The organism is Sphingobium sp. RSMS (assembly GCF_005406185.4).
Classification (GTDB): domain Bacteria; phylum Pseudomonadota; class Alphaproteobacteria; order Sphingomonadales; family Sphingomonadaceae; genus Sphingobium; species Sphingobium fuliginis.
Genome location: NZ_RPFK02000003.1, coordinates 104,297 through 127,574, shown reverse-complemented (window position 1 = coordinate 127,574; position 23,278 = coordinate 104,297). Strand labels below are relative to the sequence as shown.

Below are 23,278 nucleotides of genomic sequence, written 5' to 3'. Positions count from 1 at the left end.
CTTTTCACTTGATTTTTAGGCACCCTTGCGCCATATGAACTGGGTATCCCCCGGCGGTCCCTGCTTTGCAAACCGTCGGGGCACTTTATTTCTAGACATCGTCGATTCGATCTTCAATGCCGTTGCTGGAGCAGCGCAGCGTGAATGAACTCGCGCGCCGCCGGCATGCGAGGAGATTTTGCGTGATCACAGCGAAATACATCCCGTGGGACCCGATTGGCGCGATGCCCGACGACCGAAAAGACCGTCGCCTCATGCTGCTCTGGGAAGGAGATCGCCCCGTAATCGGCCGATGGGATGACGGGCGTAAGGGATGGGAAGATCCGGAAGGCATGCACCTTTTCGAGGAGATCACCTATTGGGCGGATATCAATTCACCGGAATGACCCTTGCTCTTTCAGATGATAAATGATTGATATAAAACGATAAAAGTTTGATAATATATCTTATGTTAAATGGCGCCGAGTCATGTGCTCAGGATCAGTCAGTTTCGATGTCGAGTGATTGGGCGTGTCCACACCCTGGGGCGACTGCGCCGCACTTTCCGAGGTTGCGCGGCGACGGTCTTTGCAGGATTTTACCCCACGGACTGGAGGAAAGTTTCCTCGGCGTCATCGATCAACTCGTTGTCTTCACCTTCTTCCGGCACATTGCCGGTATAGGCTGCTTTCCCCATCGCTTGCTCAATGAGGCCAAGAAGGCGCTTTTGACGGTCCTCCATGAAGGCTTCGAACTGGTCGCCTCGCAATAGGTCCGGGGCGATCAGGTGGCTGCTCAGATAGCCATCGAGCGTATCAGCCGCGATCGGCGGCGTGGAACTGTTCCCCTTCTCCAGCTTGCCCAGATATTCCGAAGGCGCGACACCGCCGATAATGCGGTTGGTCCTATATGACAGGGGCGTCTTGTTGATGATGGAGTCGAATACAACGGGTTTGATATTCCGCGCTTTGCACCAGTCCTGCGGGAAGATGTGGTGAATATCGACGTTTTCGCCGAAGAAGACCGTATGGTCGAACTTCTGGCCTGATCGGAAATCCTGTGCTCCTTCCTTCATCAGCAGGACGTTGACGCCCTTGTAGGCGGCGGAAAGTCGCATCCGCATTGTCTTGAGGCGGTCGGCACGGAATATGGTTTCGCTCACTGTCGAAGGCTCCTGCCCCCCGTTGAGCCATTGCGGCACTTCCATGAAATCGCGCGCGATGCGCGATTCCACCGCCGACCCATACAACTCCCCGAACACCCCGTTCCAGTACCATTGGACCAGCTTCGCCCGGTTAGCTTCATGCTCCCAGGCATCTCCGATGTCCGCAAGGATCGCCGCGAGAGGCACAATCTGCGACTGATAGGGCAGATCGAAGATCCGATAGATATGGAGCATGTGCAGGAATTTTGCCGCCTGCACGAACCCGCGTTCGACCTGTGTTTCATATTGCTTATATGCCGTCAGCGGCAGATTGAGCAGGGCCTGACGGTTGCCGGACACTGCGGGCAATTCCTTGCCCTTCTTGCCTTCCTGTTCCGCCGCGCGGCGACGATCGCGGGTATGGAACAGCGAGATCGCCTGGAGAAAGTCGGTGTTGCCGACCCCGTGGAGAATGCCGGCATCAGAATCCGCGGGGCGCAGGGTGTCCGAGAAACGCCGATGGCGGCCCTTTTCATTCTCGTCGCCATACCAGTCTTTCCGCAGCTCATGACCATCGGCGGCATACATGGCGGTGACCAGCTCGAAGGCGTCGAGTGGCTTGCCGCCCGTGTTGACCTTCTCGAACACGACGCAAACCGCCTCCTTCGATGTTTCACGGTCGAGGGCGATCACCGGCACGCGGTATTTTTTGAAATTTTCCAGAACCTCCCTTTTGAAGGTTCTGAACTGTTCGCGCACGGCTTTATGCTCTTCTCCCGCCCATAGATCGTTGAAGCCATCCTGCCAGGAATCCCAATCGAACACCTGGCGGACCGGATACATGAGGGCGGCGTATTCATTTTCGGGGGTGGAGAGGTCGAGGATGACTTCGCGGCCGAATGCCGCTCGCTCGATACGGTCTTCCGGCACGCCGATGATCGCTTCCTCCCGATCCACGGAAGGATCGAGCGCCTTGGCAATGTCGATGTAAAACCATCGTTTGACGCGCTTATTTTTCGGCGTCACGGTTTCCACCACTTTGCCTCGCAATGTCACCTGATAGAGCGAGGTCATGCGTTGCTGCCCGTCTAGCAGCAAGGATTGAGGCATCGCCTGACGGGCATCAGCGGGCGCACCTTCCACGGGACGCGGTTTGAAGTTCACCGGCCCCCCGGTGTCGAGCGACATAAGCGCGCCTACCGGAAATGCGCGCGACACCGATGCAATGAGGCTTTTGATCCGATCTTCATCCCATACCCAGCTTCGCTGAAAATCGGGCAGTTGGATTTTTCCCCGATGACAAGCATCAAGAATTTCATCCAAGTCGATCGGATTGGTCTGAAACGTAGAACCCGCCATTTTCTATCCCCCTTCTACGTCAGGCCGCTTTGGTCGGGAACGGAATGACGTTCCCGCCTAAAGTAACTTCTGGCGCGTTCTCCATTACAAGACGACGCATCGGCGCGATGACGAGCTGATCCCACAGCGTATTGGTGATTTCTTCCAATTTTTCCTTAAGATCGGCGTGCTGTTCGAACCAAGCCTGTAGGTCGGCGACTACGCGGCCCTTGAAGCCAGGGCCTGCACCCCAATGCCCTGCACATTTCGCCCATACCGCCGCTTGCGCGAGTGGTGTGCGATATACTTCCATACCGGCGCGCTGAACGGCTTCGAGAAACGCGGAGCGCGAAGCCAGCGCACTGCGCCCCATCTGGTCGATCGTCTTTGCCGCCAGTTGCAGCCCGTCATCACCTTTAAGCACGGCTAGGTAGTCGTTTAGCGACGCGAACCAGCGTTCGCTGCGCAAGCGCGCGTCCTTGGCGGCGCCGACACCGATATTATGAACCACATTCAGGCCCGAATATTCGCCATTGCGACGAGTGGCGGCCCACAGCGTCGCAGCGTAGCGCACGCCGTTGATCGTCGTCAGGGCCTCGGCATAGGCATGCCGTTCGCGGGCGTGGAGATCAGTGTGCGCCTGAAGAAAGGAGTGCAGCCTCTCGGCTACTTCCTCCATCGCTGCCGTGAGAGCCTGCGCCTCGTGGTTTTTCATTACCTCGTCGGCTGCCGCGCACAGGTCGAACAATCGCTGTTCCACCGTCTCACGCATTCGGTTCAATTGATCGAACAACGATCCGCGCACCTTGTCGGGATCGTCCGATTGGACATTGAAGAAGACCATCGGGACGCCGGCCAGATTGTCGGCGGCCAGTTCGTTTTCAACCTGCATCCGCTTGAATGCGTAACCTTCCTCGTCGTCCAGAGCCAGTTCACCGGCATCGTCCTTCATCGCTTGAGCCTCTTCACTGCGAGGGAGGGCGAGGAGGGAGACTTTCCCGGTGTTTACCGGCTCTGAGTATGTGAGCTGCATATGTTGCAGCAGCGCGCGCGTGGTGACGCCGGGGGCATCATTGAAGCGCGTGCAGAACACCACGGCGGTCCGAGGATCTTTCAGCCGAAGATCCAAATCCTCGCGGACGGCCACGTCATCGACGCCCTTGGTATCAATGATTGAAATTTCCAGTTCGCCGAAGCTGCGGCCGAACTCCGGGATAATCAGGTCGATGCTCGACGGCAGGGACACGTCCGCCAAGCGGCCATTATTGACCTCCCGAAAGGTCTTCATCACCCATTCCATCGGGTGCTGCCGGGTTGCGCTATCATACCATAGCTCGCGGCGGGTCCGTTCGGGGAGATTCATCAGCTCGAAAATCCGCGTGCGAAACTCGTCTTCGCTCGCACTTCCGGCCACAAGGTCGGAAACGGGATCATGATAGACAATCTTGCCGTCTGCCGTGGAGCGGCGACGGGTCAGGCCGGCCATGTTGCGGATCGCGCGTTCATGCTCCCGGCTGATGCTGGGCGTATCGGCGGATTCTTTCACTCCGCCTTTCACAACCGCCCACCGGGCTGCGCAAAAGTCCGAGACCAGGCTGCGCAGTTCCCCTTCCGGCAAAGGCAGTAGGGAAATCCCGAACTCTGGCCCACGTTTGATATGAACCTCGCAGATCGTGGTCCCGCCCGCGCCAGTTTCCAGCACAGGGCGGTCGATTGGCTTTGATGCCAGCGAAGGTGGAACCAGAAGATCGAACAGAAAGCTCAAGCCGGTGGATTTGCCAACGCCGATGTCGCCGATGAAAGCCACGCTATGCGTCATCTTTTGAAGATAATTGGCGCCCTTTACGAGCGTGTCGCGGTGTCGCTCAATCTGGCGGCGCAGCGGCCACGGACGGCTTTCATCTGACAGGAAGTCATCGATATTGCCCAACGCCTCATCGGCAATTTCGAGACAGGCCCGTTGGGGATTAAAGAAGCTCGGAGGGGCAATATGATCCCACTCCCGCGAGCAAAATTCCTTGTATGCGCGGGCGTGGGGTGAACCCATCTCGCTCAGCGCGTCCAGAACCTTTTCCACCTCGCTCTGCGAGGAGACTTCCCCCTTTTCGATCCGTGATACACGGCTCTGATCCAGGCTGGCTGCTGCGGCCAGCGCTGCTTGCGTGATCCCCAGTTCTGACCGCAATCGGGCCAGCGCGACCCCGTGCGGGATGTTTTCAAATGGACCGCTCATTCTGCATCTCCCTTCATGCTGCATATATGCATGATACTATTTCACGAGTCAACATATATGCGGCATGATTGAAAGTGGCGACCGTCTTGCTTTTGATGTTCACTCTACGTTCTATTTGGGCTTACAAGCGGAAGCCAAGAAGGGAATCACTATGCTGCTGCCGTCGATGCAGCCGGTCCCGATCGCGGCGGTTCCGCAGGGCCTTCGGCTTCGGATCATCGGCGCGGCGGGAGCCGGCTTTCCAAGCCCTGCCCAGGATTGGGCGGATGACGCCATCAATCTGGTGGAATTGCTGCGGCTCGACCGGGCCGCCAGCTTTGTTTTCCGTATCAGCGGAGCGAGCATGATCGATGCCGGCCTCTATGATAATGACGTGGTTGTGGTCGATCGCGACGTAACGCCGGGCAACGGCCATATCGTAATTGCCGTGGTCGATGGCGGGTTTGTCGTGCGCCAGCTCGCCGTTCGGCAAGGTGTGCCCTATCTGGAATCACGCAATGTCAGGATGACCTATCCCGCGACCATCGCCGACGAGACCGTCGAGATTTGGGGCGTGGTCCGCGCCAGTGTCCGCGACTTCCATCGGTGAGGCACGCATGACCTGGGCCATTGTCGATGTCGCCAATTTCTATGTCAGCGCGGAGCGGCTTTTCGATCCTGCATTGCGGAACGTGCCGGTCATTGTGCTGTCGAACAATGACGGATGCGCCGTATCGCGCAGCGAGGAAGCCAAGGCTTTGCACGTCCGGATGGGTGAGCCGGTGTTCAAAATGCGTGATATGATCAGGCGGCACGGCATCCAGCTTCGCAGCAGCAATTACGAACTCTATGCCGACCTCAATCGCCGCTTCAATGCCGTCATCGCGGAGCATAGCGACATCTTGGAGATCTACTCGATCGACGAGAGCTTTTTCCGGCTTCCTCCCCTGCCCTCCGGCCTTGGTGACGTGGCTTCGGCGCACCGGCTTCGCGCCGCCATATTGCGTTCGGTGGGTCTGCCGACGCGGATCGGCCTTGGGCCGACGCGAACGCTTTCCAAGGTCGCCAATGCGCTCGCCAAGGCCACAGAGAAGATTTGGGGCGGGGTTGTGGATCTGCACGACCTAGCCTTGCGGGAGCGGTTGTTTCGGGAGTGGCCTATAGAGGATGTCTGGGGCGTTGGGCGCGCGCTGGCTGCCAAGCTGCGTCCGCTGGGGGTGAGAACCACGGCGGACCTAGCCGCGCTGCCCCCGTCGGTTGCCCGCGATGTCGGCACCGTAGTTCTCGAACGATTGGTCCGGGAACTGAACGGGACCGAGTGCGACGATTTCCATCCCGAGCCTGAAGCCTTGAAGGGGACGGCGGTGACGCGCTCCTTTGGTGCCCCGGTCACGGACTTGCCATCTTTACAAGAGGCCGTAGCGCGGCACGCATGGCGAGCAGCGGAAAAAATCCGCGCGCAGCAGCTCGTTGCGACGCGGCTGATCGCATTTGCGCACGGTTCACGGTTCAAGGCTAATTCCCCTTCCGCGTCACGATCAGTGCGGTTGTCACCGGCGACCAATGACCCGCGCATTATCGTCGCGCGTGCAACGGGGATGACAGGGGCGCTGTTCGAGCCCGGCAGGGCCTATACGAAATGCGGTGTATTGCTGGAGGAACTTGGCCCGGTCGCGGCATCGCAGGGCGACCTGTTTGCTGCGGCCGACCCGCGCGCGTCGGATTTGCTTGTAGCCGTGGACGGTATCAACGCACGGTTCGGCCGAGGGACAATCGGGTTGGCGGCGCAGGGTCTTGGTGCCCGTGAGTTTGACACGAAGCGCAGCCAGAAGAGTCCCGCCTGGACCACGCGGTTGTCGGATATTCCGGTGGCCCGCTAGGTCCGCTCAGGTTCGGTGCAACCGTTGTCGGGAACGCGCACTTCATTCGAAGCCGAAGTGCTTTCGATGCCATGCCATCTGGCGATGATGCGCATCGATCAGCGGCAAAGGCGCAATCTCGTGTGGTGCGAGCAGGGAAATCACCGCCGGGTCGAGGTCTGGTCTGATGAGCGCCCTGCCTCCGTCATCAAAACTGACGAGACCGGCATCGAACGCGGCATCCCAGTGTGCGGCGAGCAGCAGGCCGTTGAAAACGTCCAGTCTCTCCTCGTCGCTTCCGCAACGTGCCCAGGGGACGATATGGCTTGCGCGAAGCAGCGCACGCTCGGAGATGCCCGTGAGCGGGCATTTGTTGTTCCAGTAATCGAGCAGGGCGCCCCGGAAATAGCCCTGCCCAATCCGCTCGCGGGTGATCCGTTCGACCTCTGTGTCGCCTAGACTCGCCACATCCGCCTCGAACTGGGACAGCGGAAAGGTCGGAAGCGCCCGGGCCAGATGAAAGGCGCGGCTGAGGGCCTGGCGCATCTCGGCCTGATCGGAGAAGGCGAAGGCGCCGCGGAACTGGCCCGGTACGGGTTCCGCCAGGGCCGCTGGAAACTCACCACGCAGCTTCGCGGCGACGCCGGCATGTTCCACGGCGAGGAACCATGGCGCGCCCCCTTCCTCACTGCCGGAGGCGAGTGCAATTTCTCCGGGGACGCCTTCGTCGGACCGAAAGTAGAGCCACCCGTCCGCCTCGCCATTTTCCTTGCGAAAGCCGTGGTTATAGGCCGCCTGTTGTAGCTCGGAGCGGTAAATCGGGTGGACGGGGCGACTGCGGACGCTGGTGGACCGCGCCATCATCGATACCCTTCCAACCTTGGCCGCATACCCCGCGCCATCAATTCGTCATAGGCGGCGAGGACAAGGCGCTGCGTACGATATTCGCCATATTTGGCGATTTCGTTCTTCTGGAGGACGCGGAAGGTTTCGCTGGGGTAGTCGGTGCCCATGACATCCTTGGGGTCCAGCACATAGCGCAGCTCATCACGGGTGAGGCCGTAAGCGAGAGCATACCAGGCATCGAGTTCGGCCCGGAGCTGGGCGCGGCGATCTTCGTCCCATGCAAAGGGCGGACCCTCATGGCCCAGGTCGCGGGCGAAAGAGGCCATCGCGTGGCTGGTGTAGGTCAGCTCCAGCACGCGCGGTACGATAAAGGCGAGGTCGGTTTCGGAGTATGCGTGGGGCGGGAGAATGGGGAGTTGGTAAAGAAGATAGAAATTGAGTGTAGTTCCTCCGATCTTTTGGCGAGAAACGAAGTCGAAGGCCAGCGCTGCCATGTTCCCGACCAAGCAGGCCAATAATTGTGGATCTTTCTCCGAAAATATGAGCGGTGCCTTATTGCCAACACCACAAACCGGGAAAACAGGAGCAATAACCGTGCGCTCGTTAGTTGCGTTTGTAATGTCGCGCCAGCCTAACAGCCAACCCCGTTTCCAGTCTTTCCCGGACAGACGGTGTGCCACCTCCGATTGCGGAACCCAATAGCGCGAAATCGGTTCGTATCCTGGATGTTGCTTCTCTGACAGCGTAACATCGCGAGTACTGGTCTCCTCATAGGTCGCCCAGCGATGGTCGAACTGGTGGAACATCTTCGCTTCGTAGAGCGGAACATAGCGTTCGGAATGAATGGTCGGGGTGACCACCTGTGCCTGCACTGGGCCTTCCGTTGCGAGGCCCAATTGCGACAGTAGGTCGATGCGGCGATTCTCGCCTTCGGCCAGCAAGTCCGCTTGAAGCCGGCGGCGAGCGGTGACACCCTCTAGTTCCTGCGCCTCCTTCAACCAGTCTGTGCCGTCGCGCTGGAACCCTTGTTCGGCGAGTTGCGCAGCGGTACGGAAAAGGTGGCTGTCGCTGGTCATATTGAACAGCCCCTGTCTAAAGTCAGCACCCCACGGATTGCCTTCGTTGCCTTCCTCTTCGATCAGCACAGGAATGCGTGCATAGATAGAAGCGGTAAGTTCTGCGTCGCGTCGCGAACGAAAGAGGGGGGCGGTCTTCGTGTTCGGGTTGATCTGGGAGATCTCTGCTGGTCGGAGGAAGTAGTGTCGGCGCTCATCCTCCAGTTCATCGGCAGTCAGAACGTAGGACGTAAACTCTGCCGCGCCTTCATTTTGTCCGGTCGTGAGCAACGTAAACGGCGTGTCGGGGTGGATTGACGGGAATATGCGCTTTGCGTTGTCGAAACCTATCGATGAAATCAACCGCTGGTTGTTCACCAAATGCCCGAAAAACGGTGCAGTCGTAGCGTCCGTCGTAATGCCGGTCGGCACAAGAACGCCCGACCTGCCCTGTTTCCGCGTCAGGTTCAGGAAATGCTCGGCAAAGAGGCCATAGGTGTTGACCTTGCCGCGCGCGGTCAGGTCGAATCGGCCACTCGCACGGGCAAATTCGTTCATCGCCTCGAACGTGCGTTTGTCGCGGGCGAAATCGGCAAAGACTTCGGGGTGAGACTGTTCGAGAGCGGCAATCGCCCTCTTGCGCGCAGCGCCCTTCATCTCCGCGATTTCGGGAACGCGGCTCTCGAAATACTCCTGCTCGCCCAGTTGGATGACTTCCCACGGCGGATTGCCCAGCACCACGTCAAAACCGCCGCGGCCTACAACCACGTCGGGGAACTCCAGCGGCCAGTGAAACGCGCTGGCGGCCAAGGCGGCGCCGTCTATGGCCGCGGCAAGCTCTTCCTGCACCGCGCCGGTGCCTAGCATCGTGCCGCCGGCGACGGTCTTGCGAAGGTGCGCGGTCGTGGGGACGAGCGGCTTGGCAAGGCTGGGCAGTTTTGGCTTGGGGAGCAGGAAGGCCGAGACGTAGATGTCGCAGGCGTGCCGCAGCGCCAGCCAATCGGGCGTGTGGCGGATGCGACCGAACTCGGCCGCGCGGGCGGCGACTTCGCGCGGGGTGTTCTCGCTCATGCGGTGGAACTTGCGGAATTCGCCCGAAAGCTTGCCCGCATCGAAGGCCAGCTTCAGCAGGCCAGCATCGCGCTCGCTCTTGTTCAGCTTGCGCAGGCCACTGGCGGTTTCCTTGTCATCGCCGGTTAGGGCCTTGTAGGCCTCGTCCGGGATGCCCTCTTCCAGCGCGACAAGGTCAAACACACCCAGCAATGCGTCGCCGCAACGGATGTTGGCGTCAAGGAAGCCCAGGGGTTGCCCTGGTGACACGGATTCGATCCATAGCGCCACCTTGGCCAGTTCTACTGCCATGGGATTGCGATCAACACCGTGGATGCAGCGGGAGACGACATCGCGCAGTGCCGCCTGCGTCTCTTCCTTGCCAGCATCCTCGTTCCGCAGTTTTGCTACCCGGTCTGCCATGCGGCGGGCGGCGCCGAGCAGGAAGTGCCCCGAGCCGCAGGCCGGATCTATCACCCGAAGATCAAGGATCGCGGCGACCTTGTCCTCCGGCGTATCGGCGCTGTCCTCTGCCTTTTGCAGCACAGGATTAAGCGCGGAATCGAGCAGTGTTTCGACCAGCGAGTCCGGCGTGTAGTAGGAACCGCTGGTCTTGCGGTCGTTGCCCTTGGCCCCGCTGTCGAGCGTGAACACGCCGTTGGCTTCAAGCCGGGGGCGGATTTCCAGCAGGCTTTCGTAAACGCTGCCCAGTTCCTCTGTTTTGAGGTCGCGCCAGTTGATGCGGTGGGTCACGCCATCCTTGCGGATGAAGCCAAGACAGAAGATCGCGGACAGAAGGCGGCGGTTGGGAATGAGCGCATCGTTCAGCGACGGCGTTTCGCTCTCCGCGAATAAGCCGCCGAGAGCAGGCAGGCCCAGCAGTTCCTGGCCATGCTCCAGACTGGAAAGCGTAACCTTCATCGCCTCCCACGCATCGTGGTGCCCATCGCGGGCGACGCGGCGACGCGAGCGTTCGCGCCAGAAGGTGAAGGAATAGCTGTCGGCATAGAGGCTGCGTGCCGCCTGCGGCGTGCGGCGAGGGTGCAGCAGATCGCGGTCCTCGGCCACAGCAAGGAAGATCAGGCGATAGACGGTGCGGAGAAGCTCCCCGAACAGCGATTGCAGAGGGAGTGCACCGGAGCGGATGCGTTCAACCAGCTCAGGATTGGCCTCTACCAACCCCTGCCCCAGTTCGGACAACGCCTCTTCGACGTTGCGGCGGAGGTCGGTACGGGCCTGGATGCCCTGTTTCATCCCCTCTTCGCGCCAATGTTCCAGCGGGCTTTCAGAAGGCGGTGCGCCCGATGCGCCAAAACGGGTGGCGTGAGCGACCAGCCACCATGCAGTGAAGTCAGCGAACATCTCGTCGCGGAACATCGCGCCAAGGTCCGCCTCGATCCATGCTGGTCGGGTCAGACTGGCATTGTCGCGCATCAGGCGCACGCGGTCGCCGGCAAAGACGAGGCCCCACAGTGCATGGTCTGTGGCGTTGAGCCAGTCCTGCAACAGTGAAACAGGGCTACGGCGCGGGCGTCCGCCCTCCCCGTCCCCGAACTCGGGCTGCGCTTTGTTGAAAGCGTCGGCGCCGACGACCGGCGCGGCGACGACGACGGGAACACGGCCATCCTTGGCCTCCCAGGCCAGGCGATAGCGGCGGGTGCCGTCCTGATGCTCGACCGGGCCGGCAAGATCGGTGAAGCCGAAGCACTGGGTTAGCAGGTCATGCGCGAACTGTGCGGTTTGCGTGACAGTGGGCGCATCGATCCGGTCATAGTCTTTCCAGATATGCTGGCCGATGCGGAAATACCGCGAAATCTCATCGCCGAGGCCAGTGCCCTTGGGGCAACCATAGCTGTCGGCGGTTTTCGCCGTGCGATCGGCAGCGACAATCTTTTGCACTTGCTCGGGCGCTATCAGCCCGCCCTCGATGGTGACGGCGACAAGGCCGAGTTCGGCGGCTCTGGTAGAACGGGCCATCAGTTCGCCTCCGGCACGAGGACATAGAGGCCGATCACGTCAGCAGGCAGAACAGCTTCCACTTCGGTGGTGGCCCCCTCGCCTCTTGTTGCGAACTTCACGCGGTCATGATCCTCTGAAAGCCGGGCAGCACGATCCTGGGCATAAGCGCTGATCGCGACATCATATTCGGGCACGCGGGTTAGCGCCTGATCGACCTGCCTTGCGATGACGGGCGGCGCGATGTCGCCGCTGGCATCGGGTTCGAGCAAAGCCAGGGCGTCGGGGCCTTGTGCGATGGCGGTATTGTCACCCATGGCGAAAGCCAGCGCGGTGGCTTCTTCGGCCAACAGTGTCTTTCGACCGCTGGTCGTCAGCTTGAAGCGCAGGCGCAGCAACAGGACGGTGGTGAGTTTGTTCACCGCCGTAGAGCGCCAGGCACCGCAGCGGCCGAGCGTGGCCTTGCCTTCGACACCGCCGGGATCGAGCGCCCCTTCGGCCATGGTTTCGGCGAGCATGGCGACCAGCGGATGCGTGCGGCCGACATGGGCCACATTGGGTTGCAGCTTGTCGGCAAATCCGATGGCGCGGGTGCCCGTCAGATTGCGGGCCGCAAGGCGCTCGCCAAGCTGTTTCGGCAAATCCTCATAGCTGACCCGGTAGTGGCTCCCGACCGTACCGAGCGGCGTATCGATGCGCGCCAGTGCCCGGCGGGTGAACCGCTCTACTTCATCGGGGCCGCCGAGAAGTTCGCGCAGTCGGTGCCATTCGGGGAGAACTTCGTCGGGCTTGAGCGCGGCCTGGGCATACCGCGTCTGGCTTTTACGCGCGTTTTCCTCCGCGTCCTTCCACTCCATTTCAAGCCGTTCCTCGGCGTCGCCGAAATCGAACAGTCCCTGCGCGCGCGGTTTGCTGGAATGCAGCAGCATCGCCTGCATCAGCGCGTTGGAGACACTTGCGGAATCCTCCGGCACCGGCACGATCACGCCAGTCGCCTGTTGGATGCGCTTCATCTTCTCGGTGATGACCTTGATGACCGCACCGTCGATGATCGAGTTTGAGCCGAACATCATCACCGACCAGACCGTATCTTCGGGCTGCCCAAAACGATCGACGCGCCCGTCGCGTTGCTGGTGCCGTGTCGGGTTCCAGTTGAGGTCGTAATGGATCACCGCGTTGAACAGCGATTGGAGGTTGATCCCTTCGGACAGACAATCGGTGGCGACGAGGATGCGATTGGGGTGATCCACCATCGCCTCGACGCGCCCACGGCGTTCCTCGGGCGTCAGGCGGCCCGTGACGATTTCGACTTCGTGCTTCTTGAACTGGGCGCGCAGCGCTTCGCCCACAGCTTCGGCCGTTGTGATGAAGCGACAGAAGATGACGGGCCGGGCACCCTTCTTGGCCGTCAGGTCTTTCACCTGCCGGACGAGTTCGCGAAATTTGGGATCATCCTCAAAGCGGGCCGCCAGTCCTTCCGCGCGCGTGATGAGCGCTTTCAGCTCGGCCAGCTCCTCGCGGTCCAGCGCGGTCGCGGGTTCAATGTCGGTGTCGGCCAGCTCATCACCGTCGTCATCAAACAGGACTGGCGCGAGTGCGGCTTCCTCCGCCATGCCTCCGAGCCGGTTGCGCAAGGCGCTGAGGGCTGCCGCCGGCGACGAGCCGATGCAGCGCATTAGCGCGAGTGTTCCCCAGAAAGCGAGCCGCCGCGCCCGTTCCCCATCGGCACGGGTTGCGACACCAAGGCAGTATTCCAGCACGTCTTCCTGGAAGTTCTGGAAATCGCCGGTCAGAGTGTAGGGCGCATCCGCTTTCATCGACTTCGCAAAAGCGCCCGCATCCCCCCACTTGTCGGCAATATCGGGGCGGCGACGCTGGACAAAGTGTTTGGCGAGCCGGTCTGCATAGCGGCGCCGTGCGTTCTGATCGCCCGCCTCGGGGCCGTCCGCGAGGTCGCCGTGCAACAGACTGAGCAGACGCGCATAGGCATCCTGATTGCCGCTATGCGGGGTCGCTGTGAGCAGGAGCAGGTGGCGCGTGGCGTCTTCCGCGAGCCGTTCGAGCAGAGCGTAGCGTTGCTGTGTGCCCTTCTCGCTACCGCCGACGCAGGTGTGGGCCTCGTCAACTATGACGAAGCCAGGACAAGCCTGCGCGAAGCTTTCCCGCCGGCTGTCGGCCTTGATGTAGTCGAGGCTGACGACGGTGTAGGGATAGACGCCGAAGATGGTGTCGCCGAGCGCCAGTCCGCGTTCCAGCGAACGGGCGCGCGCCGATGTGACGGCCACGGCATCAATATCGAACTTTTCCGCCAGCTCGCCGACCCACTGATCCACGAGATGCGGCGGACACAACACGGAGAAGCGCTCGACCTCGCCTCGGTCGATCATCTCGCGGAGGATCATGCCCGCCTCAACGGTCTTTCCGATACCAACGTCATCGGCAATGAGCAGCCGTTTCACGTCGAGTCTCAGTGCCATGAGCAAGGGGACGAGCTGGTAGGCGCGCGGCTCGACGCCCAAATGCGCGGCGCTGCGGAAAGGCCCTGCGCCGCGACGGAGAGACAGGCGTAGCGCGTCGGCCAGCAGACGGGCGGCGTCCTGCGTATCGGGATGATCCGCCGCCGGCAGATCGAAGGTGGCGGGACGAACGGGCATCCGTTCAAGACTGGGGGCGATGATGATGGCGTCTTCTTCGGACCCCGAGAGGGGCCGCACGCGAACAAGCCCCTCATCCGGTTTACCAAGCACGATCCATTCCCGCCCACGGGCCTGGATCAAATCGCCCGTCTGGAGCTGGCCAGTCTGGAAGGCGGGCAGGTTCATGCGGATACTCCGAGCGCCGCGGCAAGGTCAGGCGGCATGGTTTCGTCAGGGGTTGCCGGCAGCGCGATCAAGTCGCGGCCAATTTCGGCGCAGCGCGTCACCAGTGCTGGCGGCGGCGGACCGGGCACAGCCATGACCATCAGCCCCGGCCAGCAAAGATGATAGGTCTCGCCGCCAATGGTTTCCGTGGAGGGCGTCGGCGCGCCCCACTGCGCCAGCGCCGCCATCCATGGATCATGCGTCCCGGCACCGGCGGGAGCATCGGCAGGCCAGTCATTCTCGCTGCGAGCTAGCCGATCGAGCACGTCAATCACCGCAGGATCGCGCCGGTCGATCAGTTCATGGTCCGGTTGGTTGTAATAGGACAGCAGGCAGCGGTAGCAACCAGCAACACAAGGTTCGTTGGCCTCGACCAGCTCGCCGTTGTCGCGACGGTAATGCATCAGGTCGAGCGCCACGTCCGCGATACGATGCCACCGCTCCGCGCCGTCCATCAGCCGCTTGAGAACCCCTGCCCCGCCTTCGGACGCCTCATAGAAGAGGATCGCCTTGCGATCGTCGCGGGTCGGTAACGGCTCGCCCAGAAGCTCGCCGGTTTCCAGGACATGCTCTGTCTCGATGGCGCGGATCAGGGCGTGCTGGAGGGTCGCCATCTGCGCTTCATCGAGGTCGAGCTGGCGATCGAATTGCAGCAGCAGCGCGTTCTTCGTGTCCTCGACCAGAGGCACGATGGTTTGACGAATGGCGCTTTTGGGATCGTCGCCCTCATCCTCACCTTTTGTCTCATTCTTGAGCCAGCGGCCCGAAATCGTGTCGATGTCGAAGCCGGTATCTTCCTTCTTGGCGCGGCGGCGCAGGCCGAGATTGACGCGGGATACGCGAGTCTGCGGTCCGTAGCGCAATACCGCCAGCGGGCTGTCGTCAGACTTCAGCAGAAGCTGGTCTTGGCGCATCGGTTCCCACTCGAAAATCGTGCGGATTTCAAAGCCGCGCCGCTGACGATCCTCGTCATTGGCGGTAATGCGCGCACCGGGCACGGCATCGACATTCTCGATCCGATAGAGCTTGGAAAGCCGCCCTTCCTCGGTCAGCACATCGCCGCAAGCAATGCAGCGCTCCTGCGTTTCCACGCTATGGGCCGCGCCGCACGAATGACAGCATCGCACAGTCATCGTCGTCAGCTTGTTGTCTGTGGTCCGCGTTCCGGCAGGCAGCTTGGCGCGATTGCAGCGATAGGCCTTGCCCTCATGATAGACGAGGCTGTTCGGACCAAACTCCGCGATCGCCAGGAAGCGCGGACGCTGGAGCACCGTCGATGACTTTTCCCCGTCGATGAAGGCGTAGAGCGGCAAGCGCGGGAAATTATAGCCAGGTAGGAAGCCTTCGGTCGCCAGATAGCGATAGGCATAGAAGTCCGAGCTGGTGGACGATGCGCCTGTTTCCAGCAGTTGCACCTGACGATCGGCCGCCAGATAGCGGGTCCGAGCCTCCTGACGTTCCTGCGCCGACAGCCCGGTTTGATTGCCGAGTTCGCTGGCGGCCTTTCGTTCTTCATGGGCGGAATTGTAGAGTGTTCGCCAGCGCTTGAACGCCGTGTTGAACGCCGTTGCCGCGTTGCTCCAGAGATGGCCGACAAAGTCCGAGGCTTCGCCGATTTCGGCTGCGCCTTCCTGTGGCAGGACCGAGACGACGACCCGCTCGGCACGATCACGGGCATCGACGTCCGCGCTGGCCACGGCAAAAGCTTTTTGCAGCCGTTCGCAGATCGGCAGATCGGTCTCGGTCATATCGAGGTTTTCCGGGATCGACTTGCCCAGCCCCTCCTGAGCGGCAGCGAGCCATTCGGCATGGACATGCGCGGCAAGCAGGTCGCGATTGATGAGGTCGATCGCGGGTGCGCGAACGATGCCGGCGACGAGATCGGTCCGGCGCTCGAAATAATATTGGTCGTGTGGGCTTTGCGCGGCGCAGTAGGTGATGACCAGCGCGGCCTGTCCGCTGCGGCCAGCACGGCCTGCGCGTTGCGCATAATTGGCCGGGGTTGGCGGCGCGTTGCGCAGGTACACGACATTGAGCTGCGATATATCTACGCCCAGTTCCATGGTGGGTGAGCAATAGAGCAAGGGCAGAAAGTCACGCTTCTCATTGAGAACGCGCGCATCGCCCGCAATTTCCTTCATGCGTTCATGGTCGCTCTTGCCGTACCGGAACCGACACTCACGCATTTCGCGCAGGAGGGAATCGACCTGCGCTGTATGCTCGCGCGCTTCAAAGGCCAGGGGCAGCCCGCCGGGTGTGGCGAGGCGCGCGGCTATATCGCTATAGAGCTGGCGGAAGAACGCATTGTCTTGGCTCGGGCTTGGTGTCCCCTTCCCTGCACGGAGCTGCAAGGCGCTCGGCGCGAGCCGCCAACCTGTGAGCGGACCGGCGGAAAACTGGCGCACGATCTGGTGGCGCGCGGCCGCCATCAACATGGCTTCGATCAACGGTTCGCGATCGGCAAGGGGCAGCGCCCCCGCCAACTTCGCCAATTCTTTGGCAAGACCGCTGCGCGCGGAAACCCGGATAATCCTGTCCGCCTTGCCGCCTTGTGTGCCGAGCACAAGCGTTGTTTGGCACACAAGATCCTTGTTCTCTTCTTCGCGGCTGATTGCCCAGGGGTCTTTGAGAAGCTGGCGGGATTTCTGCGCGACCTGCTCAATCTCATTGAGGTCCAGGGCATCGACGGCAACGGCGAGGCCTTGCCGCATGGCGTCGAACATCAGACGGAACATTTCGCGCCGAACGTCACTGGAGATTTGGGAAAGCAGCTCAAAGCCACGGCGCTGGCCGTCATTGAGCTGTTCCTGGTCCATGCCGGCGCAGGCGCGATCGTCGCCGGCGAGCATGGCGATGCCGGGATATTCGACGCGCAGCAGGTCCAACTGATTGAGGTTGGGATTAGTATAGCGCCAGCCCCGCCGCAGATCGTTCCAGAGGCGATAGGCCAGCACGCGGTTTACCGCCTTCTTGGCCTCGTCCAGCGCCGCGAAGCTGGCCGGGTTCGGATCGAGCATCCATTCCGCTCGGCGATCGACGCTTTCGGGATCGAACCCGAGCGCACGGCGCAGGACATCGCCAAATTGCTCATGGCTCAAACCATCCTCACCGGCTTTGAAGACGGCACGCAGCATGGCGCCGCGCAGGAGTGTGACGAAGATAAAGTCGTTGAAGTGTCCCGCCTGGAGTGCGGCATCCTGCCGGTTATCGGTGAAGCCGAGCAGTTTGCGGCGATGCTTTTCAGACGGGATGTGGCCCCGTTCCATCCAGTCGAGGGCCACCGACGTGATGAGCGTCGTGGCCGAACTACGACCTTCGGCCGAGAGGCCAGCCAATTTGTTGATGTCGCGAGCGCCTGGCGGCGGTTGATTGCGGCAATGCGGACAGAAGCGGAATTTACCGGGGAAGAACCACGAGCGAACGCCATGCTCATCGCGCCGCCCGTTAGCGCCCAGCATCATCAGGCGGCCGTCATGCTTGCCGCGATGGGAGGATTTGAGCCGCGGTTCGCCCGATGCCGTCAGCTCAATCCAGTCATCAGGATAATCATCGATAGAACCGGCGAAATTCAGATCACCCTTGGCGTCGGGCACGAGAAAGCCGTGCTCCGCCCCGCTTTCATCAACCCCGTCTCTCGGGGTCTGATCGATCGGGCGCGCGATGACAGTGCCATCATCGTCAATGGTGACGCTATGCACCTCCTGTCCACATTCGCGGCAGAAGAAGACCGGATAGAGGCGGGCCTCGCTATTGTCGCGGTCGAACTTTTCCGCCGCCAGTGCCACCCGGCGCTTCCCAGCAGCTTCGAGCGTCGCATGGGCGTCGCCAGCGCCGGATAGGAAGCGATGCAGCTTGAACGCCATGAAAGCCTGGTCGCGGTCATCCTTGAAATCGCTCATGGCGATCAGGCGATCCTGGAGGGCCTTGCGGCAAGCCTCCGCCTCGATCCCTGTCTCCTCGGACAGGCGGTGTGATGCATCAGTGAGGGTGGAGGGCTTCGCCCGCTTCAGTGTTTCGCCGACCTCAAGCCCAATATTGGTTTCTATCCAGATCGCGAGGGGATCGACTTTGAAGGCCTCTGCGGTGGATGGAAGGCCAGCGGAGTTGACGATCGCAGATTTAAGGGTGGCCTCGTTGGCGATGCCTTGGGTGCAGCGTCTCAGGCTTTCGGTGATGACATCATCCGGATGCACGGGGCTGCCGAAAAGGGTTGTGCCGACAGACGCCACCGCCTTGCGGCCCGCATCCTCATCCCCGGACGCCATGGTCGCCGAGGTGCCAACGCAGAGCATTTTCTGCGCTCCCATGCGTTCGCGCACCCGTCGCACCAGCAGCGCAACATCCGCCCCCTGTCGGCCGCGATAGGTATGGAGTTCGTCGAGAACCAGAAACTCCAGGCCCGCCATATTGGCGATGACCTGCTGGTCGAGTTCGTCCTGCCGAGTCATCAGCAGTTCGAGCATCATGAAGTTGGTGAGAATGATGTCCGGCTTTTCGTCAGCCACGCGCTTGCGCTCGGCTTCTTTCTCCTGGCCGGTGTAGCGGGCGAATGTCGGCTTCATCCCATCGGACAGGCCGCACTCCCCGATGAACTTCTCAAGCTCCTCCTGCTGCGAATTGGCGAGCGCGTTCATCGGGTAGATGACGATCGCCCGCGTGCGCTGGGCCTCGCCAGCGCGACGCGCCTTCAGGATGCGGTCAATGATCGGCACAAAAAAGCATAGCGACTTGCCCGAGCCGGTGCCGGTGGTGACGATATAATTTTTGGCCTGAAGCGCTTTCATGAGCGCTTCGTCCTGATGGCGATGCAGGCTAATCGGGCTGCGTCCGGCTCCTACGGCGAACACCTTGGGTAAATCCGGATCGACCACGCCGTCCTTGGCAAGATCGACGAGGCCGCGGCCTTCGAGGAAATGGGGGTTCAGACCGATCAGGGGTTCGGGCCAGAATTTCTGCCCGGCGTAAATCGCGTTGACCTGTTCGCTAATGTCGTCTGCGCGGATCGAAGTGAACGAACGCGCGAAATTTTCATAACGCTCTATTAGGTCAGTATCGAGATCAAAAACGTTCACGCGGCCCCCTCGCGACATGGCAATCAAGTTTCAGCCAAAACAGCACTTTCCTGTATTTTTCGATACTTAAAATATCATCGCCTTTGTCATTCTCGCACAATGCCCGTACTCGTGAACCAAATCCTACGTAACTCCTAAATCCTTCAATGCGAGCGCCAGGCAGCAGGCTCAAAGCTGCACCCGCGTTGCAGTCAAATGCCGGAACGCTCGGTCCCGACAGGTAAGCAGGATCACCTGCATGCGCTGGGAGGCTTCCTCCAGGATCTCGGTCATCAGATCGAGCCGGCCGTCGTCGGAATAGACCAGCGGATCGTCGAGGATCAGCGAAACCGGCATGCCCTGCTCCAGCAGCATGTCGGCAAAGGCAAGGCGGGTCAGCACCGCCAGCTGCTCCTGCGTTCCCTTTGAGAGCGTTCCGCAGGCTTCGCTCAGGCCTGATCGCGTGACCGAGGCCAGCCCCAATTCTTCATCGAAGCTCAGGTCTGCGCCGGGGAAAAGGCGCTCGACATGCACGCGGGCGCGCTGGGCCACTGGGCCAACGAAGGTTCGAGATGCCTCCGCGCGCGCCTCGTCCAGCACATCCTTGAGCATTTTGACCGTGGCCGCCTCTTCGTCGAGCCGAGCTAGCGCCTGCGTTGCGGCATCGGCTTCTTCGGCTGCAACTGCGGCCAGGCTCGCCAGACCTTTGCCACCCTCGCTCTCAATGATCGCCTCAAGGCGGGCGATATCCTTTTCGAGGTCGCTCCGCCGGATTTGCCCTGCCCTTGCCCGGCTATCGATCGTTTCGATCTTGCGGTTGATCGCCTGCGCATCATGCGCGGTGGCGTCGCGCGTCGCTTCGGCCAGCTTGACCGCGGCCTGGGCAACATTCTCCCGGGCTTTGGCGATGGCGTCGGCCAGCCCGGCAAAATCGGGCTTCTGTTCGAGCTGAGCGATGCGATCAGATGCATGGGTCTGATCTCGCTCGGCGCCCGCCTGCTTGGCGGCAAGCGGGCGGTCCCTATCCTCTATTTCTCGCAGGTCCTGAACGGCTTGGTCGTGCAGGGTTTCAGCGCGCACCGCGGCCGTTTCCGCCTCTTCCAGGCGTCGGGTGAGCTGATCGGTCGAGATCTCGTCTTCATCAGACGCCGGCGATTCCGCTGGGACACCGGCCACGAACAGCTTGAGAGCATCGGGGCCTGCCGCGAGATCCAACAGCGGCTGCGCCGGCGTGAGGCCGGTAATTTTGGTTTCGAGCAGTTGGACGGTCCCCTGCGCGTCGCGCGCAGTATCGTTTCGCGTCCGCGCCGCGGCGAGGCCGGCCACGTCCCATTCGGCCAGTTCCAATTCCTGTCGCTCGAGCAATTCGGCGAGGCGGGCTTCCGCACTGGTTGCCGTTGCCGGCGGACGGATGACGAGGATACCCCCGCCCAAGGCAATCTGCGTCTCACCGGTCAAGGTGCGCGGGCTATTTGGTGTCAGGGGCTCGCCGCCTATGGTGATGCCCGTAGCGTCGCCCGTAAGCTCGATAGTGGTAGCGCCGGCATTGACGGCTGCCCGCGCTTCAGCAACAGCACGGTCATTGGCCTCCAGGCGAGCGAACGCCTCAGCTGGAATGACCTGTGCGGCCTGATGGCGGGCATTGGCCAGTTGCTTTTCTAGATTTAGGAGTTCGGTGTGCCGCTGGCGTGCATCGGTGATGGCCGCGTGGCGCTGACGCCTCGCGAGACGTTCCTCCCCCTCGTTAAGCGCCTGACGGGCTGTGGCGCGATCATCACGCGCCTTGTCGAGCGTTGCCTTCGCGTCCGCGACTTTGGTGCGTCCCGCTTCCAGCTGACCTGCAAGCTGATCGCGATCGGCGGTGATTGCGGCCAAAGATTTGCCAGCGGCCGTCAGCGCTTCCTTCGCCGCCTCATGCTGCGATTGCAGATCGTCCAGACGATCGAGGTTTGCAGAGAAATTCTCATGCTCGGCTTTGCGGGTCTCCAGGATCTGCGCAGCAGCCCTGGCGATCTCCAGAGACTGAACAAGACCGGCGCGCTGTTCTTGCTCGGTCTCGTCCGCCAGCTCCCGCTCGATAACTTTCAGTCGGCCGCGCGCGATTTCCAGCTCGCCGAAGCTCGTTTCGAGCGCATCGAGCCGCGTGGTCGCGTATGCAGCGGTTTGCCGCGCCTGCTGGTCACGATCCCGCGCCGCTTGCCAGCGTCCCTTCGACTGCGCCTTGCCAGTCGGCGTCCAGTAAATGTCATACTGCTCATCGATCCGCTTTCGGACGCGCTCATAGGCAGCGCCGCCGACGATCGTGCCGACCTCTGCCTCCAGCGTCGCCTGGATGCTGCTGCGCACGATGCTGCCGGGCGCCGTCACTTCGAGCGCCTGCGCCTGCGGAACCCAAAGCAGACCGAGCGCGCCATAGGTGGTCGGGTCACCACGCTGGCTACTATCCTTGACGAACCCTAGAAGCGCCTGCAGCCGATTTTCAGCGTCCTCGCCCTGCGCTCGACCCTGCGGCCCCGTGACTTCGACTTGGGGGCTTTTGAGAAAGCGCTTGGCGATTTTCCAGCTGTCGGTGCCAATATCGAAACTGACTTCGATTTCTGGCGCGACCGCCTCGCCATAAGGCGCAAAGCTTTGGGCGAGCTGATTCTTCGTGGCATGGCGGACGAAGAAAGCCGCACGCAGGGCCTCAAGGATCGTGGATTTCCCACTCTCGTTGGGCTCGATGATGATGTTGAGCCCCTCGCCCAGCCCTTCGATCGTCAGGGGCTCGCGGAACTTGCGAAAATTGTTGAGGCTGATCCGTCGCAGCTGGAGGCTCATGCTTGGCTCCCCCGATGATATTCGACAAAGAGCCGCTCCATCGCGCGCCGCGCCAAAATGGCTTCAGTCCCGCCGGCTGCGATTGTCTCGGTGAGTTTCTCAGCCGCTATGCCGAGCAATCCCTCGACCTTGAGATCCGCCAAGTCCTGCTCGCCCGGCCGGCCGACAAGATCGTCCGCCCGGACATCCAGGAAACGGAGGCGATGCCGCAGGTCATCTTCGAGCCGCGACAGGATCTCGACACGGTCGGCAAGGCTCGTGATGCCTGCAAGCGAAAGGCGCAGCAGCGTTGCCGCAGGATCGATAGCCGAGAGCAGCACGTCGCATTCCGCCGAAAAGGCGGCCGTGTCCTGCAAGGTCCAATCCCTGAGCAGCCATTGAAAACGGCCGGTGCGCACGGGTTCCACCTTTGGCTCCACTCCCGGCGCAAGCTCGATCATCAGGGCATGGCCCGGCTCATCGCGCTGAAAACCATCGGTTTCGGGGGTTCCGGCATACCAGGTGCGCGGATCGACCTTGAGCGTGCCATGCCAATCGCCGAGCGCCAGATAGTCGAGACTGGACCGCTTCGCGCGATCCGGCGCGATCTGGTTCTTGGTCTCGCCACGCGCGGTAAAATCGCGGATCGAACCATGAGCAAGGCCGATACGCAGCTTCGCGCCTGGCGTTTCCATGCTGTCGAACAGCTCGGTCGGATCGTCGAGATGGTGCCGGTGGAGGAGCGGTGCGGGTAGCAGCCAGAGCCCTGCTTCCATCTCCTGCGCGACGGGCTCGGTGAGCAGGATGATATTCTCCGAGGCTTTGTGACGGACGCGGTCCCACAGTCCGCCGTTGCGGGCATAGTCGTGATTGCCCGGGAGCAGCCACCAGCGGCAGGGATAGCGCTGCATGCGTGAGACTGCCTGGACGATGACCCTATCTTCGGGACCCTCGGTATCGAAGATATCGCCTGCGACAATCACATGTTCTACCTGGTTGGCGGCAGCGACCTCGCCGATCCGGTCGATGGCGTCGAAGCGCGCTTCGCCAAGCGCCGCGCGCACCTCGGGCTCGAACCGGCCGAAGGGTTTGCCGAGCTGCCAGTCAGCGGTGTGGAGGAAACGCATG

11 protein-coding genes are annotated in these 23,278 nt (G+C 61.6%); 3 read left to right on the top strand and 8 right to left on the bottom strand.

Annotated elements, in window-relative coordinates:
- Positions 1 to 182: 182 nt before the first annotated feature.
- Entirely contained in the window at positions 183 to 386 is a 204-nt protein-coding gene (locus EGM87_RS23865; protein WP_041865621.1) for a hypothetical protein, read from the top strand.
- A 191-nt stretch (positions 387 to 577) separates the two neighbouring features.
- Here the strand turns inward: EGM87_RS23865 and EGM87_RS23860 are convergent, their stop codons facing one another.
- Both EGM87_RS23860 and EGM87_RS23855 read right to left on the bottom strand, forming a co-directional pair.
- Positions 578 to 2,482 (bottom strand): GmrSD restriction endonuclease domain-containing protein, encoded by a 1,905-nt coding sequence (locus EGM87_RS23860; protein WP_015449361.1) that lies wholly within the window; start codon positions 2,480 to 2,482, stop codon positions 578 to 580.
- 19 nt (positions 2,483 to 2,501) lie between these two features.
- A complete protein-coding gene (locus EGM87_RS23855) occupies positions 2,502 to 4,694 on the bottom strand; it encodes a helix-turn-helix domain-containing protein (protein ID WP_015449360.1) in 2,193 nt (730 codons plus the stop codon).
- A 151-nt stretch (positions 4,695 to 4,845) separates the two neighbouring features.
- On the opposite strand from EGM87_RS23855, the gene EGM87_RS23850 reads away from it, so the two are divergent.
- Positions 4,846 to 5,283 (top strand): LexA family protein, encoded by a 438-nt coding sequence (locus EGM87_RS23850; protein ID WP_137710522.1) that lies wholly within the window; start codon positions 4,846 to 4,848, stop codon positions 5,281 to 5,283.
- A 7-nt stretch (positions 5,284 to 5,290) separates the two neighbouring features.
- The gene (locus EGM87_RS23845; protein WP_015449358.1) at positions 5,291 to 6,553 is read left to right on the top strand and encodes a Y-family DNA polymerase; all 1,263 of its coding nucleotides are present in this window, start codon (positions 5,291 to 5,293) and stop codon (positions 6,551 to 6,553) included.
- A 42-nt stretch (positions 6,554 to 6,595) separates the two neighbouring features.
- On the opposite strand, the gene EGM87_RS23840 is transcribed toward EGM87_RS23845, so the two are convergent.
- From EGM87_RS23840 to EGM87_RS23815, 6 genes are all read right to left on the bottom strand, one after another.
- A complete protein-coding gene (locus tag EGM87_RS23840) occupies positions 6,596 to 7,393 on the bottom strand; it encodes an HNH endonuclease (protein ID WP_137710503.1) in 798 nt (265 codons plus the stop codon).
- A complete protein-coding gene (locus tag EGM87_RS23835) occupies positions 7,393 to 11,460 on the bottom strand; it encodes an Eco57I restriction-modification methylase domain-containing protein (protein ID WP_015449356.1) in 4,068 nt (1,355 codons plus the stop codon). Before EGM87_RS23835 ends, EGM87_RS23840 begins: the two co-directional genes overlap by 1 nt.
- Positions 11,460 to 14,261, bottom strand: a complete 2,802-nt coding sequence (locus EGM87_RS23830) for a DEAD/DEAH box helicase (RefSeq protein WP_171010096.1) — start codon at positions 14,259 to 14,261, stop codon at positions 11,460 to 11,462. Before EGM87_RS23830 ends, EGM87_RS23835 begins: the two co-directional genes overlap by 1 nt.
- Entirely contained in the window at positions 14,258 to 19,372 is a 5,115-nt protein-coding gene (locus EGM87_RS23825; protein WP_015449354.1) for a DEAD/DEAH box helicase family protein, read from the bottom strand. Before EGM87_RS23825 ends, EGM87_RS23830 begins: the two co-directional genes overlap by 4 nt.
- A gap of 168 nt (positions 19,373 to 19,540) precedes the next feature.
- Positions 19,541 to 22,171: an AAA family ATPase gene (locus tag EGM87_RS23820; RefSeq protein WP_015449353.1), complete on the bottom strand. Its 2,631-nt coding sequence runs from the start codon at positions 22,169 to 22,171 to the stop codon at positions 19,541 to 19,543.
- Positions 22,168 to 23,277, bottom strand: a complete 1,110-nt coding sequence (locus EGM87_RS23815; RefSeq protein WP_030091334.1) for a metallophosphoesterase family protein — start codon at positions 23,275 to 23,277, stop codon at positions 22,168 to 22,170. Before EGM87_RS23815 ends, EGM87_RS23820 begins: the two co-directional genes overlap by 4 nt.
- Between the last annotated feature and the right edge of the window lies 1 nt (position 23,278).